This window comes from Tunturiibacter lichenicola (assembly GCF_051013355.1).
Taxonomy (GTDB): Bacteria; Acidobacteriota; Terriglobia; order Terriglobales; family Acidobacteriaceae; genus Edaphobacter; species Edaphobacter lichenicola_F.
Genome location: NZ_CP132944.1, coordinates 3991250 through 4005948, shown reverse-complemented (window position 1 = coordinate 4005948; position 14699 = coordinate 3991250). Strand labels below are relative to the sequence as shown.

12 protein-coding genes and 1 pseudogene are annotated in these 14699 nt (G+C 54.8%); 2 read left to right on the top strand and 11 right to left on the bottom strand.

Annotated features, from left to right (window positions below):
* Positions 1 to 51: 51 nt before the first annotated feature.
* From RBB82_RS16800 to RBB82_RS16770, 7 genes and pseudogenes are all read right to left on the bottom strand, one after another.
* Positions 52 to 435 (bottom strand): relaxase domain-containing protein, encoded by a 384-nt coding sequence (locus RBB82_RS16800; RefSeq protein WP_433971900.1) that lies wholly within the window; start codon positions 433 to 435, stop codon positions 52 to 54.
* Positions 436 to 444: 9 nt separating this feature from the next.
* Complete coding sequence (locus tag RBB82_RS16795; protein WP_433975466.1) at positions 445 to 735, bottom strand: hypothetical protein; 291 nt, start codon at positions 733 to 735, stop codon at positions 445 to 447.
* Between the two features lie 9 nt (positions 736 to 744).
* Positions 745 to 924, bottom strand: a pseudogene (locus RBB82_RS16790) (hypothetical protein); the annotation flags it as partial.
* Positions 872 to 1141 carry a type IV secretion system DNA-binding domain-containing protein gene (locus RBB82_RS16785; protein ID WP_433971899.1) on the bottom strand — a complete coding sequence of 90 codons (270 nt, stop codon included), beginning with the start codon at positions 1139 to 1141 and terminating at the stop codon, positions 872 to 874. The gene RBB82_RS16785 and the pseudogene RBB82_RS16790, both read right to left, overlap by 53 nt.
* Complete coding sequence (locus tag RBB82_RS16780; RefSeq protein ID WP_433971898.1) at positions 1086 to 2054, bottom strand: type IV secretion system DNA-binding domain-containing protein; 969 nt, start codon at positions 2052 to 2054, stop codon at positions 1086 to 1088. The genes RBB82_RS16785 and RBB82_RS16780 overlap by 56 nt, the downstream gene beginning before the upstream one ends.
* A gap of 289 nt (positions 2055 to 2343) precedes the next feature.
* On the bottom strand, positions 2344 to 2772 hold the full coding sequence (locus tag RBB82_RS16775) for a hypothetical protein (protein ID WP_433971897.1): 429 nt from the start codon (positions 2770 to 2772) through the stop codon (positions 2344 to 2346).
* A 499-nt stretch (positions 2773 to 3271) separates the two neighbouring features.
* Positions 3272 to 4240: a hypothetical protein gene (locus RBB82_RS16770; protein ID WP_433971896.1), complete on the bottom strand. Its 969-nt coding sequence runs from the start codon at positions 4238 to 4240 to the stop codon at positions 3272 to 3274.
* Between the two features lie 190 nt (positions 4241 to 4430).
* On the opposite strand from RBB82_RS16770, the gene RBB82_RS16765 reads away from it, so the two are divergent.
* Together RBB82_RS16765 and RBB82_RS16760 are read left to right on the top strand one after the other, a co-directional pair.
* Positions 4431 to 4709, top strand: a complete 279-nt coding sequence (locus tag RBB82_RS16765; protein WP_433971895.1) for a hypothetical protein — start codon at positions 4431 to 4433, stop codon at positions 4707 to 4709.
* 404 nt (positions 4710 to 5113) lie between these two features.
* A complete protein-coding gene (locus RBB82_RS16760; RefSeq protein WP_433971894.1) occupies positions 5114 to 6217 on the top strand; it encodes an IS110 family transposase in 1104 nt (367 codons plus the stop codon).
* A gap of 1743 nt (positions 6218 to 7960) precedes the next feature.
* Here the strand turns inward: RBB82_RS16760 and RBB82_RS16755 are convergent.
* The 4 genes from RBB82_RS16755 to RBB82_RS16740 all read right to left on the bottom strand — a co-directional run bounded on the left by RBB82_RS16755 (position 7961) and on the right by RBB82_RS16740 (position 14256).
* The gene (locus RBB82_RS16755) at positions 7961 to 8476 is read right to left on the bottom strand and encodes an Imm49 family immunity protein (protein ID WP_433971893.1); all 516 of its coding nucleotides are present in this window, start codon (positions 8474 to 8476) and stop codon (positions 7961 to 7963) included.
* A 247-nt stretch (positions 8477 to 8723) separates the two neighbouring features.
* Complete coding sequence (locus RBB82_RS16750) at positions 8724 to 11954, bottom strand: hypothetical protein (protein ID WP_433971892.1); 3231 nt, start codon at positions 11952 to 11954, stop codon at positions 8724 to 8726.
* Positions 11955 to 12130: 176 nt separating this feature from the next.
* Entirely contained in the window at positions 12131 to 12685 is a 555-nt protein-coding gene (locus RBB82_RS16745) for a hypothetical protein (protein ID WP_433971891.1), read from the bottom strand.
* A gap of 869 nt (positions 12686 to 13554) precedes the next feature.
* The gene (locus tag RBB82_RS16740; protein WP_433971890.1) at positions 13555 to 14256 is read right to left on the bottom strand and encodes a hypothetical protein; all 702 of its coding nucleotides are present in this window, start codon (positions 14254 to 14256) and stop codon (positions 13555 to 13557) included.
* Between the last annotated feature and the right edge of the window lie 443 nt (positions 14257 to 14699).

Below are 14699 nucleotides of genomic sequence, written 5' to 3'. Positions count from 1 at the left end.
TGCCGCCGATTCGCGCCTGAACGTATCTCTCCATCTCGTTTAGCGCGACCGTCACACTTTCCCGAGGACCTCTCTAATCCGGTCATCGCTTCCAACAAGAGCGGTCAACGAGACGGACTTCGGTACGCTGAACGTCGCATCCCAACCGGCGCGATGCTCCATTGAACGCACCATCTCACCGCGCCCGTTCTCATATTCACGCGCCGTCTGATGCCGCACAAGTTGCTCGCCAGTCAACGGATGCTGGCCTTCTGACAGTCGGGCGAACTGCTCCTCCTGGACCTCGCCAGTCAAACCGAAATGTGCGGCAAGCTGGCCCTGCCAATCGCCGCGCACACGCTCGCCCTCCGTGTAGTAGTTCTCATTGGCGTTGGCAAACTCCTCTTTGTGATATGCCTGAGCCTGTCCCGCGCTGATCGGTTTTGAGAGCGTCACCACGATTTATCACTCGAAAAAGTGCTGCTGTTCATTGACCTGGGCGGGCGGCTCCAACTGCTCAGAGACGGCGACCGGCGGCTTCTTCAGCGGAGCAGCCTCGATCACCGGCTCGGCCTCTTTGACCGCAACAGGCTCCGGCTGCGCGGTCATTCTTGCAGCAGTCGCGGTCATCTTCCGCTCGAGGAATTTCTGCGCATTGTTCGGCAGCTCAAGATACGGGAAGCGCATCCGCACGACCAGATTGCCGTGCTTTAGGTAGCCATGCAACGGGTCAAGCCCCGCTACTTCCGAGGACATAACCAACGGCTCCCGCGTGATGTCGCGCTGCTCGTTCTGCGAGTTTGCGGGAAAGCGGCCTACTGTCCGCGACTCGCGGAAGCGTTCGATTTCTATCTCGCCGATGGCTTTCGAGATCCACTCGGACGCATGAGGCTCACTGGTTTTGGAAGATTTTCGTCGCCGGCTGCGACAGCATCGCCTCCGCAACGTGGCCGTACAGAGCCTCCACCTGCGCCTTGCCCTGTAAGCCCAGCACCATCGGATTATTCGATTTTCTGTTCTCCGTCACCGCCGTTTTAAGCTGCGGTAGATGCTGCAAGCTGGCCAACTCGTCGAGCACGAACCACATCTTGCGGGTACTCGATTCCTCATTCATCAGACGCAATACAAGCAAGTCCAGCCACAGGCTGATGAGCGGGCGCATTCTCTCCCGCATTTGTCGGCTTCGATGTAAGGAACACCCATCCTTTGCGCTCCTTTGCCCACTCGACCGTGCTCCAGCGCTGCTTCGTCTCCGACTCTCTGGGCAGCAGCTTGAACGCATCCGCAACCATGTTCAGGGACCCCAGAACGCCGCTGCGCTGGTTTGCCGCGCCCTTCTCAATCATCGCCGCCATCTCCGTCCCGGCGATCCGCTTGTCGATCTCATCCGCGTTCGTCATCCAGTACGTTAGCTCCTCTGGCGTCGGCCTCAGATTGATTAGGTGTGCGAAGATTTTCCTCGGTGCTTCGACAAAGAACCGGTTCTCCCGGCCCTGATCTGGGAACAGGCTGACGGACAGCGTAAGGGCCTCGGCTTCATGCGGAACCTCGTCGCCGGGAGTCCAGAACGGACACCGCGTATCGAGCGGATTCAGCACCACGTCGCCCCTGGCTTCGTTATAAAACTGCGGCAGATATTCCATCGCCGGGTCGTACACGATAGCCGCTTCGCCGCGCTCCCAAACTTGCGAGAGTATCTGTCTTATAGCCACGCTCTTGCCAGTGCCGCTGTCTCCTACGATGAGGAAGTGCATCGCCTCCCGCTCGCGCGGAACCCGCGCCCAGCGACTCAAATCATTGCGCATGACCTTGTCGATCCAGCTCTGCTCCTCATTGATGAGCGCGATGCCAAGCGCGCCAAGAACGTGCTGGACGACCGGCGTCAGAAAGGGCTCCGAAATAGTGCAGATTCTTTCAGCCCCCTTCCAGTACGCATACTTCATTGGGTGATATTTCTTTTGAGCCGCCGTAAAAGTCGTCCAAGTGTCGGGAGTGGGAGTTCTGATGGATACAAGCTCTTTCGGAATCGCGATGAAATTTTTCAGGGTCACGCCGACAGGAACAAACGGAAGCACAAAAAGGCCCCTCTGAAAGCTCGCCGACATTGCCCAGAAGACTGCTGACCCCTTTTCCGCTGAGCTTGTCAGCCTTCACGACGAGAGTCAGCAGGTCACGTAGGCTTGCGTTAGCCCTGTCCAGATCATGCAGGGCGACTGCGTTCACGATTCCGAGGTTCTTGACCCATAGGCGAACCAAATCACAGTCTGCGGATAATACAAACAGAAAGCGATCATCGACCTTGACAATATCCCCGCGCCTGACGAGGTCATCCCCGGTCGTCTGGCGAAAGTACAGACGATAGGATTAGACGTTCGACGCAAGATTCGCGTCCACAGGACTGCCTGTCGCCGGAGCCGCGGGAATTTTTTCGACAAGATCATAAATATTCTCGCTGGCAAGTGAAGTACGAAACCTCTCGGCCAGAAAATCAATGAAGTCTTTTTTGCCGCTGTCGCCATCTGCAGGCAGATTTTTCACGTCGTTCAGTGAGGCTGCGCCCATGTCAGCGAGGATTTGATCTGCGCACTGAACCGAGCGGTTGCGGAGTACACTTGCAAATTTGAAAGAAAAATTAGCGGCGTACATCGCGTCTGCTCTTTGCAGGAGAATGGCGGTCTGGTCTGTGCCGTCCTTTGCTTTGTCGAGATATTGCAACCGCTCCTTATATGGCAGGAATTCCGGCTTGGCCAGGATCGCTTCAATCTCGTCTTTCTTATCCGCCTTTGAAAACACGAAATCAGGCAGAAAGTGCGCTCGACAATCTCCTTGAGGATGCTCTCGGAGTTTGTGGCGGTGGCGTTCTGTGCGCCTGGATATTGCCAGTCAAAGACATGCACATCCGACCGAAAAAAACCGTCATTCAGAGCGTTGATGTAGAAAGAGGGATTCGTGAAACCATAGACATCCCATTTGGGGTTGAGTCCATTCGCGTCGGCCTCATTCAGAAGAGTTTCTGCCAGTTTGCGGATGATCTCGTCCGGCATGTTTCCTCCTTAAGCAGGAGCTGCAGATTAGCTCTGTTCAGAAGGCCGGTGTCCGTTATTCCCAGCGCTTGGGCCTTCTGGCCGGAGGCGGGGATGTCATTGTCGATAATGCAGACGGAATAGCTCATTTCTCTACTTTTTCTCCCCTGCAGGTCGTTCAGACGGAACCGATGCAAAATCGAGTGTGAACTGAGCGCCCTCGACGCCCTGGAGTCTTTCTCTGTGAAGCGTGCTGTAGGCGTCGCCCTTCATGCTCCGCATATAGTAACGGCAGATGTAGAGCCCAAGGCCGCTCGGCGGCACACGCAGGCTGTAACCGGGCTGAAAGAGATACTGGAGGATGACGGCGTCGATGCCGGGACCGGATCGATCGCAATCTTGAGTCGGCCCTGTGCCTTCGGCACCATGCTCAGCCAGTAGCAGCTGTTGTCCAGAAGGTTCGAGAAAATCTGAATCAGCGCTCCGTAACGTCCGTAGATCGAAAAGTTCTCCTTGGCGTTTACCTCGATCGATATGCCGCTCTTTTCAAGACGGGACCGGAAGATTTCCAGGAGGAAGCTGACGACCTTAACTATTTTGAATTCTGTTTCTGATTCACTCTTAATCGCGCGAAGTGGGCTCAGTCGCCGCAGTTTCGATTGCAGCGACGCAGAAGCCTCCTTCAGGTTGTTCAGACTTTCTACATCCGGAGAATCTGACTTGAGCAGATGATTAACGCCGGCGTAGAAATTCGCTGCGATCTTCGCTATCTCGTGCACAGAAACAGCAACAGCCATCCCATAGCCAGCCTGCTCGGTGAACAGATCCTGTGCTTCCTCCATCAGACCGATGCTCTGCTGAAGATTCTTCAGCGAGGTTGATAGGTTCACCAGGCCATCCCCTCTTTCAGCGCGCTTGCCGACATGATCAAGAATCTTGTAAGGATCTTCCTCGTAGGGATATCGATCCTTGATGTCTCTAACCAGTGAGGCACCCTGTTTTACATAGTTGGTGAGCACCTTGGGATCGCGTTCAGCCTCCCCCGTGAGGGCGTTGTACTCGTCACGCTTACCGATGAACTGGTTTTCGATAATATTCGCGATGATCGCGTAGACGAGCTGAATGAGATCTTTGCTCGCCCGGTTTGCTATCAGTCCTTCACGATTGGTCTTATCGATCAGCTCAATGTTTGAAGCCTGATTAATTTCAAGATTACCGATCATATTGTAGTACGACATGCGGTATCCCTGTTTTATGTGCCGGGTGCTCAGATTCAGCCAGTCCGTCTCTTTCCCCACTCCGCGGGAAAGACGTTGATCTCGTCTCTGAATATGGATATTCCGCCGAAATTGGAGAGATAAGCGAGAAATTCCTTACCGTCCGGCCCGGTACTGGATATCAACGGATCTTTGCGGTACCACACATCTAATGGAGGTAAAAGTCGCCGCATTCGGGTGCCCGTACGAACTACCCTTTGCAGTCATCATCAGTTCGGGCGAGGCGTGGGGGATCGTCGACGCAGTGAGAACTGCCCTACTCGACTGGAGCCTCAAGCTCGAACAGGCAGGCATTAAGGGAGAAGATCTGTCGTTCTCGAATGAAGAGCGTGAAAAAGCACATGGAGGTTCGGCAATCCTCCTGAATTGGCCGCAGTTATCAGGGGAGCGGAATGGCCGCAGGATAATCCTTATGGGAAGGCGAATCTGAGCTCTCAATATTGTTCCGGTCACCGCCCAAAACACCATGATGGGAGTTGGAACCCAGCTTATCGACGAGCTCGAAGGAGCAAGGAAAAGTTTGAGTCCGAAATCATCAGGGTTGAACATCACACATGTAATCTTCGGAGCATCGCCGTAGCTAAGAGAAAAGGTCTCGAAGATCCTTTTCTGTGGGTCTTGGCGCGAGTGCTGGATTTGTATCTCTTCGAGGACGAACGTTGCCGCAATATCGTTCGTATGAGCCCTATCAGTTGACTTTTGTCCTAGGCAATCAATTTCATTCAGTCTTCAGTTGGCGATAACAGATGGGATGAGAAGGCCGGTCTCCAGCGGGATGCGTTAAGCTCCCAAGTTATCGACGCGCTTGAAGCGCGGGAGACAAGGAGACCGGCGATGAAGAAGCTTACCACTACGATGATGCAGCAGACACTCAACAAGCAGGACCGACGCCTGACCGTCGGTCTGGATCTGGGCGACAGATCGAGCTTTTATTGCGTGCTCGATGAAGCAGGTGACGTCCTGATGGAGCAGAGGGTGAACACGACGCCCAAGGCGATAAAAGAGATCTTCGGAGCGATGCCTCGGAGCCGTATCGCACTGGAGACCGGAACGCATTCACCGTGGGTAAGCCGGTTGCTTAGCGAGCTCGGTCATGAGGCGATCGTGGCGCACGCTCGCAGCGTGCGACTGATCGGGGAGAGCAGGCGCAAGGATGATCGGATCGACGCTAGAACGCTTGCGCGACTGGTACGGATCGATCCACAGTTGTTGTGTCCAGTGAAGCATCGAAGCGCGGAGGCCCAAGCGGACCTGACGGTGATCCGTGCGCGAGCCGCTCTGGTGCGTGCACGGACGATGTTGGTCAACGCGGCGCGCGGCCTGACGAAGTCCTACGGAGAGCGGCTCCGCGGATGCAACGCACGCGGGATGAAGCCGAAGGCGGCCCAGGATCTGAGTCCGGAGTTGAAGAGTGCACTGGAACCGATGATGAGAGAGATAGAGTCGGTCAGCGAACGGATCTGCGAGTACGACCACCTGCTTGAGTCCATGACGCGGAATAAGTATCCAGAAGCGGAGCGGCTGAAGCAGATCAAGGGAGTGGGAACGCTAATCGCCCTCACCTATATGCTGACGCTGGAAGATCCACACCGTTTTCGCAAGAGCCGGGATGCCGCCTGCTACGTGGGTCTCCAACCTGGAAGGCGTAACTCGGGACAGAGCGAGCCGCAGATGCACATCAGCAAAGAGGGCGATCCTTACCTACGAACACTTCTGGTGCAGGCTGCGCACCACGTTCTCGGCCCCTGGGGAGTCGACAGCGACCTGCGCCGATGGGGCATGAAGCTGGCTGAGCACGGAGGCAAACGCGGGAAGAAACGCGCAGTGATAGCGGTCGCCCGTAAACTGGCCGTCCTGCTGCATCGACTATGGGTGAGCGGAGATGTTTATATGCCGCTACGATCAAGTGGCCGGGCTACACTGCCGGCGGTTGCATAGTTCAGTTCCAGATGTATGGAGGTTTAGCGTCATAAGCCGAGTTCCGGTGACTGCGTCATTGGCCTGGCCCAACACTCCGTCTGCGAGATCGAGTGAAAGGTCGCAATAACAGGTGGCAGCACCGGCTAAATCGAGAACACCCAACTTGCACCGAGCGATGGAACGCTCACAACAGAGTGCGGATGGAAGGGTGGCGACAAAAGCGGCAGCTCGGCGTGCAAGGAATCGCGTTCAGACCGGGAAGGAGATGAATTTGTCCCCAACTACACAAAAACGGGTTGACACCGACCGGCCTTCTCATGGAAGACCGGGAAGGAGATGAATTTGTCCCCAACTACACAAAAACGGGTTGACACCGACCGGCCTTCTCATGGAAGGGCAATGCACTCATTGAGCGTTGTGAAAGACTCAAGTTTGTGGATTGTTGTCGGATGACGGGCAAACCGGAAGTTTCCCTTAGAGTCGGGTTTGCGCCGACTTCGATCCGGTTATTGCGTGAAACTCCGTTTTCGAGGAACAGGCTTGAGCCTTCGTTTGATGGGTGACTCAGCTGCGGGCGGAAGATTTGGTAGCTTTGATGGATGATGTGACGTCGGAACGGTACATCATGGAAACTTTCTTGAAGTCCTCTGATGAAACAGTTTTTGAGACCGCTTGGCGCGAGATTCCAAGCTGTCGTGCAATGTCGGATTGATTAAGACCTTTAATGCATACGCTAGCGCAAGGTTCTCGCGGATGGGCGGAATAACTTTTCATTGTGAGGCCAGGAGTTCGCTCAGTGTGTTTCGTGGCTGCCATTGCTGCTGGCTTCGACGAAAGAACGTCGGGTCCGCATTGATGAGCCCAACCAACACGTCTGCCACAATCCGGCCACCCACTGGGCCGAGAAAATCCCCCCTGTGGAGATGTCGGCCTCGCGAAGAATGTAGTACCACAGCGGTGTCTCTCCCTGCCACCCTGTGGAAGCGATGCCAACCTGCTCCGCGGTGAGTGGGGTGCCTACTCCCATAACGTTGAGATGAAACTAGGATTCTTTTGTTCCTATGCACCATGCGCACGGTCCGCCTACTGACGGCGATTCTCCTTCGTCGGCGGTAAGCGGAAGAAATCGCGAAAACTCCGCTCCCTTGCGCCCGGCACATAAGCTTTGCATCCGGCTTGCTAAAAACCTTGGTAACGAAGGTAGGTCGAGCTGGGAGCATGACGCTCCAGCAGCTTGCGAGTTAGGACACCTGTCCCCTGAGCACCGTCTATCGGTCATCGATCGAATCGCTGGAGCAATAACGACGGAAGCAAAATGTAGGAGAAACTCAAAGCCAACAGCCACCAAAACAGCCACCAAATAAAAATGGCCCCTCCTCGTGAGGTGCCATTTTCTATATAAGCCATTTATTATCTTGGTGCCGGGAGGGGGGGTCGAACCCCCACGACCTTGCGGTCGGCGGATTTTGAGTTTCCGGATATCTCTGTAAGTCTATGACAATAAAAGAAATGCTAGCGTAATTAAGCGTAGCCTTAAGTGGCTGAGCAACCGTACTTTAGAGCAATTTAGCGCAACAGGGAAAAGCTGATGAGTGTACCGCTATTGCACCGAAAATGTAACCATTTCGATTACATATATAGATCATCCTGCAAGCCCATCGCTACGAAGCGTTCCGGTTCAAGAAATCAGCCGAAGCGGTGTTTACGGGGGGCCAGGACATGCCATCTCGTACACTTGGCAGCTAGCCAGCAACGTGGCAATCATCTATCCGGATAGCCGGTTATTCGGCCACTTACCGGAGATATAGACGCGTCCACGTAGAGATAGGAGAAGTCATCGTCGCGATTGGGAGAATTCCGCACCAGATCCGGTGATGCGTAACAAAGATTCATCAAAGAAGGAAAGTCGTTGGTCGCCATCGCGCACCACACCGCACTCAGCCAATTGGCGGTACTGAATGCATACGGCGGCACCGGTCCTCGCAGACGTATCGCAACATCGGAAGCCAGAGGAAGATCAACTTCGCGATCGCTGCGAGCCAGCACGAACGCCGCCGCGCCACATTGCGCCGCATCGCGAAAGAAGCGTTCGATATCTGAGGACTCAGGTTGAAGCGCTGCCGTGAGAAACGCCCTTCGTAGTCTAGCGCCGATTAAATCAGGCAAAGCTGCCGCGTCACTCCGGGTCTGATCGACCTTGATCGGAACCAGTTCGCACTCCGACTTCCAGTTTCGTTCGATTCTTGTTACGTCAAATGAATGTCGGGGGATGTTCATTCTGCTCACGCCACTCATGATACCAATTATTTTTCGCTGACGATGAACAATGAGCAGCTCCGAAATTGAAAAATGTCCTGAACGCAGCACTGTTTCTGAAGGGATGGGTCAACGTGCGGCGTTCTGAATTTCTTGGTGGTCCGCAACGGTATAGAGCACCCGAACGAGCTCTACGGAAGCATCGTCCGAAAGGGAAACACGCTCCTCATGCGTTACTGAGGCTGTTCGGTAAAGCCGTCTGTCGGGTTTATGCGGGCAGATTAGCTTCGAATGCGACGATCGGAGTAATAGTGGGTGCACCCACGATTTGTTCGATCGAGTCCAAGGCTGCCGCATCTCCGGGAGGCGCCAGCAGCAGTAACCGGGAAATCACCAGGTCGACGACGGTGGGATTAGGCATGGCTACTGGAACCAGGAGCTTCATCAACACCTCGCGTTGCGCATGCCCCAAGTTTTGATCGACGAGGATTTCGGCGGATAATCGCGCGGCAATCCAAGTGGCGAAGCCAGGGTCGGGGATATTGACCCAGGTTCCCGGTGCGAGTATCCCCTCGGCGTCAACCCCTGTATTGACGCTGCGAACCTCAGCCAGGGGGCGATGATAGCTCTCGGCGATGGACACCAGGCTTGCTGCATAAAGCATCGAGAAGGGGATCGGCAGGCAACTGGCGTCACGATGCACAAAGGGCTGAAGTATGCAGTGCCGCGCAGTGAACTGCTCATGGTGCGGGTTCTCAACAAGCGTGGACACTGCCAACGGCAGGTCAAAAGGGGCCGACCACCACCGCTCGCGCATGGCATTGCATCGTGAGGTCATGCGGAAGCAAAACGAGGCATCTTGGACATTTTGAGCTGCGGCCAGTGCCATGTCGAGAACCGTATCGATGACCGGCAGACGCGCGCCGTTACAGATCAGGAATGCTTCGGCCAACATAAGATAAACGGGTGCCTGGAAGCCGGCGAAACCCCGCTTCAGAGCGGCCGCTCCGGTAAGGAGATCAACGGCACCCGGAATGTCATTCTGAAGACGCGCAAGGATCTGCGCATGCGCGGCGAGGCGCCGGCGATGGGCGCCCCACGAATCGTCACCGGGTGCGGGCATGGCCGATGTGGACTGAAATCTCCAGGTGGTAAGCATGTTCACATTAACGGGATTTCCCGGCTCATCAGGGACCCGCGCCGCTTGCTCGATTGCGTCAGTTTGCAGAGCACTCAATGCTTCCTTCGCGCCAGGCTTGCCTGAAGCCGTCTGCAGGGCAAGTACGGTAAGCGGAAGGGTCTCTCTGAACTCCAGAGAACTTCCTGCAAGAGCCGTCGTGGCCAGCTCCCGCAAGCTCGTGCAAATCCAATCCGGGTCAGGGTGCGCTAGAACATTTTCGAGAATGATCCACAGGGACCTGTTGCGATATTGAACATACTGATATCCGCTGTGAATCGCGACATATCTACGCAGGTAGATGTCCCCGTCTACCGGGTTCGCCGCCGCAAACGCAACCAACAACGGTGCGTCGTGGGCAGCGAGATAGTCGGGACCACCGGTGCCATTGGCTGACGCCGCGATGAAGCTGTCGTTCACCAGGCGCTGGAGCATCTCGGGATCGCTGCCCTTTCCGCCGAACCAATCAACCAGGTTCGCAACATCCGATTCCAAAGGTGCTGGAACCATGAGCAAGGGACGCGGGGGAGCAGGCCAATTCTCAACGGACCCACGCACCAGTTCGAGAAGGATCTCTAAAGGTCCCGGAGGATACTGTAGTTTGGCTAACCGGAATCGAACATCATTCGGATTTGACTTTGCCGCCAGCCAGAGGATGATCAACTGCGCGGCATGAGCCCAGTCATCATCCACATCGAAGAATTCCAGACGCCGAATTGCCTGCTGGATCTGGCCTTTCGACGCTAGTTCAAACAAGGCATTGGGACGCAACTGCTGTTCGCGGAAGGTATGCAAAGCGAACGTCGCCCTAATCAGGTTCTGAACGCCGTCCTGATCCAGTGCGGCGCAACGGACGGCTGCATCATGGTCGCGCAGCAATGCCGGCACATCGTCGAGCTCTGTTTGATGTCGTTTCCGATAGTCGGGATCCGATACAAGGCTGACCAGACGCTGAACAAGGGCATGCCGATTTCCGTTTGGCTCCTCGCGCACCGCCTCCGCAAGATGAGCTGCAGTGTATCGGAAGCCATACAGATCCCAATTCGGCCAATGTGGGGTGCCGTTGCAGAAATAATAAGTCGCCAGGTTTGTGTGCCACTCAGCCCGGGGAAGATAAAACTCGTTCTTCAATCTGCGCCCCGGACTCTTGATCTCCGGAAGTTTGAGGAAGTCCACCATGGACTGGTGATATAGGTGATACCCCCCCGCTGTTTCTTCAATAAACTGGCGCAGGTTCAGCAGACGATAGGAGACTTCGCTCTCCTTCAATCCCGAGTATTTCCTGAGCTGTTTCTCGGTCACGCTTTCAAAAGCGACAGAAAGCGGTCCCATCACTGGAGCGTATTCATTCCTCCACACTGCAGCGTCACTAAGCCGGCGCAGCCAATCGCCATAGAGAGCGTCGAGGCCGTTGGGAAGACCGTCGATGGATATGGGGCCAGCCGTTGGCAGGCTTCTGAGCAGGAATGTCACGTACTGGAAATTGCGGTCGGCCTTGAACGCAATTTCGTCGGAATGCCTTTCCAGAGCCGTCCCCCGCAGCTTGTTGCGTACAAAGGTCTTCATGTCCTGATCATTGGCATCGTCGTGCTCTTCAGCCGATAGATAGAAGTTATCCACGTTCGGGAACTCATTCTCAACCGCGCTTTCCGGGCGGCTGGTGAGGATGAACCGTACCTTTGCAGGAAGCTGATCGAGAGAGGCGAGCAGCTTGATGATAGTTGTGTCGCCTTTGAATGCCAGCGCCTCATCGAGACCATCGACGAGGATGGTGATCGGCACATCGAAACCGCCCTGAAAGAGTCCTGCAACCGGCTTGGCCACAACTGCGTTGAACGATGCCTGCGGATTCAGTCCGGTCAGATTCAGATCGATGACCACTCCCGTCACGACTCCGGCGTTCGTCACGTTTTGCACCACGTGAATGTTGACGCTCCGTTCACCCACGTTGATCAGCTCCTGCGCGAACTCCGGGAAACGTCCGGCCAATTGCAGCGAGATTGATCGCGCGAAGCTGGATGGGTCAATCCATTCCCCGGCGCGCGCAACGCAGAAGTGCGACGCCGACAGGAATCCGTTGCGGAACTCCGGACAAATCGCAGGTGCGGGAGCTTCGCCACGCGAGAACTGGACCAGCCGTGCGGCGATTGCCGTTTTTCCGCTACCTGGCTCCCCGGTGAGAAGCAGAAATCTTGGGGCGCCCGGGTCGGCTAACCAGGCGTGAACGCGTTCGAACACCCAGTTTCTTTCTGAGAATCCGCTTGTCCGCTCAGCGATATAAGTGTCGAATTCGTGAGTGAGTTGTGCCGTCTTGCTAGCCATGGGGAAATCCTGGAATTGGATTTGGCTCGGGCAATTCCGTCGATGGTCTGGATAGTATCGGGATCCGCACAGCAGGAACCACGAAAAGATATCCAGGGACCTTTCACGCTCGAGCGCTGTTCAATTGACTGAACCTTCGCTTCGGTCGCCTGCCTCCTGCGGTTGCCACTCCCGCGTCAACCCGATTCTTCGGCCTTGAATCCGATTATTTCTTTGACGTTGACCGCATTTTGATCGATGTCGAAAGTGCCGGCCCGGGCCTTTTTCACTTCAGCCGCAACTGCCTTGTCGCTGTCCTTAAGCGACTGAACGACCTTGATGTAAGGTCCAACGCCGTTCACATGTTTCTCCAATTCGCCCGCAAACTCGGGATCCGTTCGCGCCCGCTCTTCAAGCACATCGGTGAGAGCTTTCTCGTACTTCTCGGGCTTCTTTTCGAACAACGAAAGAAGCTGTGATTCTTCTGAACTTGCGCTGAATTTGCCCTTCAGATACGCGTACAATTCCTTCACTTTGGGGGCGGCATCTTTGCCGAGTTCCTTGGCGAATTCTTCGGCGCCCTTTGCAACATATGGACTCAGCAGAGTTATGGCTGAAGTGACGAGCGTTATCGGATCCATTCTGTCCCCCTTTCCGTCCTGGTTGTCCTCGATGTTTCCTGCGGCCGGCCTTCTTGGGTGTTCGTCGGCGACTCCGGTCCCAAACCCAGTGAGCAAAATCTCTTGCCTCATACTCTCGATTGCCCGCGAGGCCAATGCTAAAATCTGAAGGTTGAACCACCCCGTCTGACTGGCACTGAACGGCGGTGAGCGACTCGCCCGCGAACGTTGCGGTGCAGCCGGAATACACGTCGGGAAGCTTGTGGCATCCGAGAAATATGTGAGGGTAGTCTAGGACGGAAATCGATCATGCGCGAGTAATATTTGGGACCAGCGGACATTTTATCCGCGCGCATTCCGTAATTGAGCGTAAGCAGGTTTCAACTGCACGTACGCTAGCGAATGGTCGCAAATGCATCAAACTACGCAAGTTATTGAAAATAAATAGGCTGCGCACTGTATCGTATTTGTGCCGCACGAACTCGTGTCGGTCGCTTCCCTGCTGGCAACTTGTTGCAAATCAATGGGATATCTGGTGCCGGGAGGGGGAATCGAACCCCCATGGAATTGCTTCCGACGGATTTTGAGTCTCCGGAGAACGCCGTAAATCTCCGGAGAACGCCGTAAATCTATGATAATGAAGAGAAATCGAGCGTAATTAATGAAGCAGCTAAACCCATTGCCATGAGTAATTTAGAGTAGTTCAGCGTAAATTGCCAAAACTGGTGTCTGTACCTGATCCTGTACCCAAAACTCCATAGAAATCGAGCCGTCAGTTAGCCTTGACCGTCATCGCTAAGCAGACGTATCGAAGTTCCCTCTGTGGCTTCTGAAGATAAAACACAGCCGAAAAAAGATCCTCAGAGAGCGTTGCCGGCACACCTCCCCGCCCTTCAGTATTGTCCATCACCAGGTGAATGGTGTCCGCGTTCGGATAAGCGGCAACGATTTCCAGCAGGTAATCGGCGAACTGAGGCGCCCCTCGTCTCTAACGCCGATTCTCACTCTTTTTCTTCAGGATCTTCGACCTTGGTATGAATTACGATTCGAGACGTCCGTCGAACCACGACCTCGGCAAACTCGCTCCGCAATCCCCGAATGATTCCTTCATAAGGACCAAACAATACGAGGAGCCACATAATACACCCGACCCATTGGCCCATACTCCTATGCAGCAGTGGCTGACCACCCGGTAAATGAGACTCATTGATCAGTTCTATACCTGAAGCAACGAGCCCCAAAAATGGCGGCAGCAGCGCTGTTCCAAAACGCACCCATTTGTTCGGGTTCGTAGCAAATGATGGATACATGAGTACCGCTTCACGTAAATCCTCTTCAACAGACATCCTACCCAGAATCCGTGCGACATTCTCAATTGCGGACCAGGCGACAATGCCAAAAACAAAAGTGGCTGCGAACGCAACGGCCCACCCAAAAGAAACGTTCACTACGCCATAAAGCACCTCAATAGGAGGGCTATTCGGGTTGCGCAATCTCAGTGAGAGTAGCAAACAGACTGACGCCGCAGTCATCGACCACACAATCGCTTGCTGGTAAAAGTCGAGGGATCTCCGCAGGTTCTCCACAAGAATCTCATCTTTTTCGAGGGTCATCTTACGTCCTCCCTGAGACAGAATTCTGCCGTTACCTAAACGAACTATAGCCTCTAAGGCGTGCAGTTCTGAAATCAAAAGCTTAATCATCCAGCATTTGTTCCTTTAGACCTGGGGGTAGTTTGTTCCACATCCGGCCGATCTCCGGAATCGTACTGGTTCGCACACAATCCGATCACGTAGTCACTGCCGAGTTTGGAGATGGTGCCTTCGAGCACGACTGTGGCACCGATGCGTTCACACCCTTCGCGTGCGGGGCGGAAAGTCAGGGGCTCGCTGCCACGCCGGCCCATGAACTGCAGTGTGTGCTGCACCCGACTGGTCCGATACGATTTAGAGGAACGCGGATTGCTCCAGTTGCATCGCCATACCCTGGCGATTAACCGCCGCGCCACCGTAATCAAATCGAAGCGTAAGGAAAGGCCGAACTGAGAGTAGTTCAGAGGGAAAACAACGAGCAGCAATCCATGCAACTTCCTCAAATTGATATGGCTTTTCATCTTTCATCAAAGAGCGCGCCCTGTGTTAACTGG

Bases quoted from the DNA above. Each gene is read 5' to 3' on its own strand.
- RBB82_RS16750 (WP_433971892.1), bottom strand. From the start codon at position 11,954: ATGGCTAGCAAGACGGCACAACTCACTCACGAATTCGACACTTATATC.
- RBB82_RS16740 (WP_433971890.1), bottom strand. From the start codon at position 14,256: ATGATTAAGCTTTTGATTTCAGAACTGCACGCCTTAGAGGCTATAGTT.
- RBB82_RS16745 (WP_433971891.1), bottom strand. From the start codon at position 12,685: ATGAGGCAAGAGATTTTGCTCACTGGGTTTGGGACCGGAGTCGCCGAC.
- RBB82_RS16770 (WP_433971896.1), bottom strand. From the start codon at position 4,240: ATGTCGTACTACAATATGATCGGTAATCTTGAAATTAATCAGGCTTCA.
- RBB82_RS16795 (WP_433975466.1), bottom strand. From the start codon at position 735: ATGTCCTCGGAAGTAGCGGGGCTTGACCCGTTGCATGGCTACCTAAAG.
- RBB82_RS16785 (WP_433971899.1), bottom strand. From the start codon at position 1,141: ATGCGCCCGCTCATCAGCCTGTGGCTGGACTTGCTTGTATTGCGTCTG.
- RBB82_RS16755 (WP_433971893.1), bottom strand. From the start codon at position 8,476: ATGAACATCCCCCGACATTCATTTGACGTAACAAGAATCGAACGAAAC.
- RBB82_RS16760 (WP_433971894.1), top strand. From the start codon at position 5,114: ATGAAGAAGCTTACCACTACGATGATGCAGCAGACACTCAACAAGCAG.
- RBB82_RS16765 (WP_433971895.1), top strand. From the start codon at position 4,431: ATGGAGGTAAAAGTCGCCGCATTCGGGTGCCCGTACGAACTACCCTTT.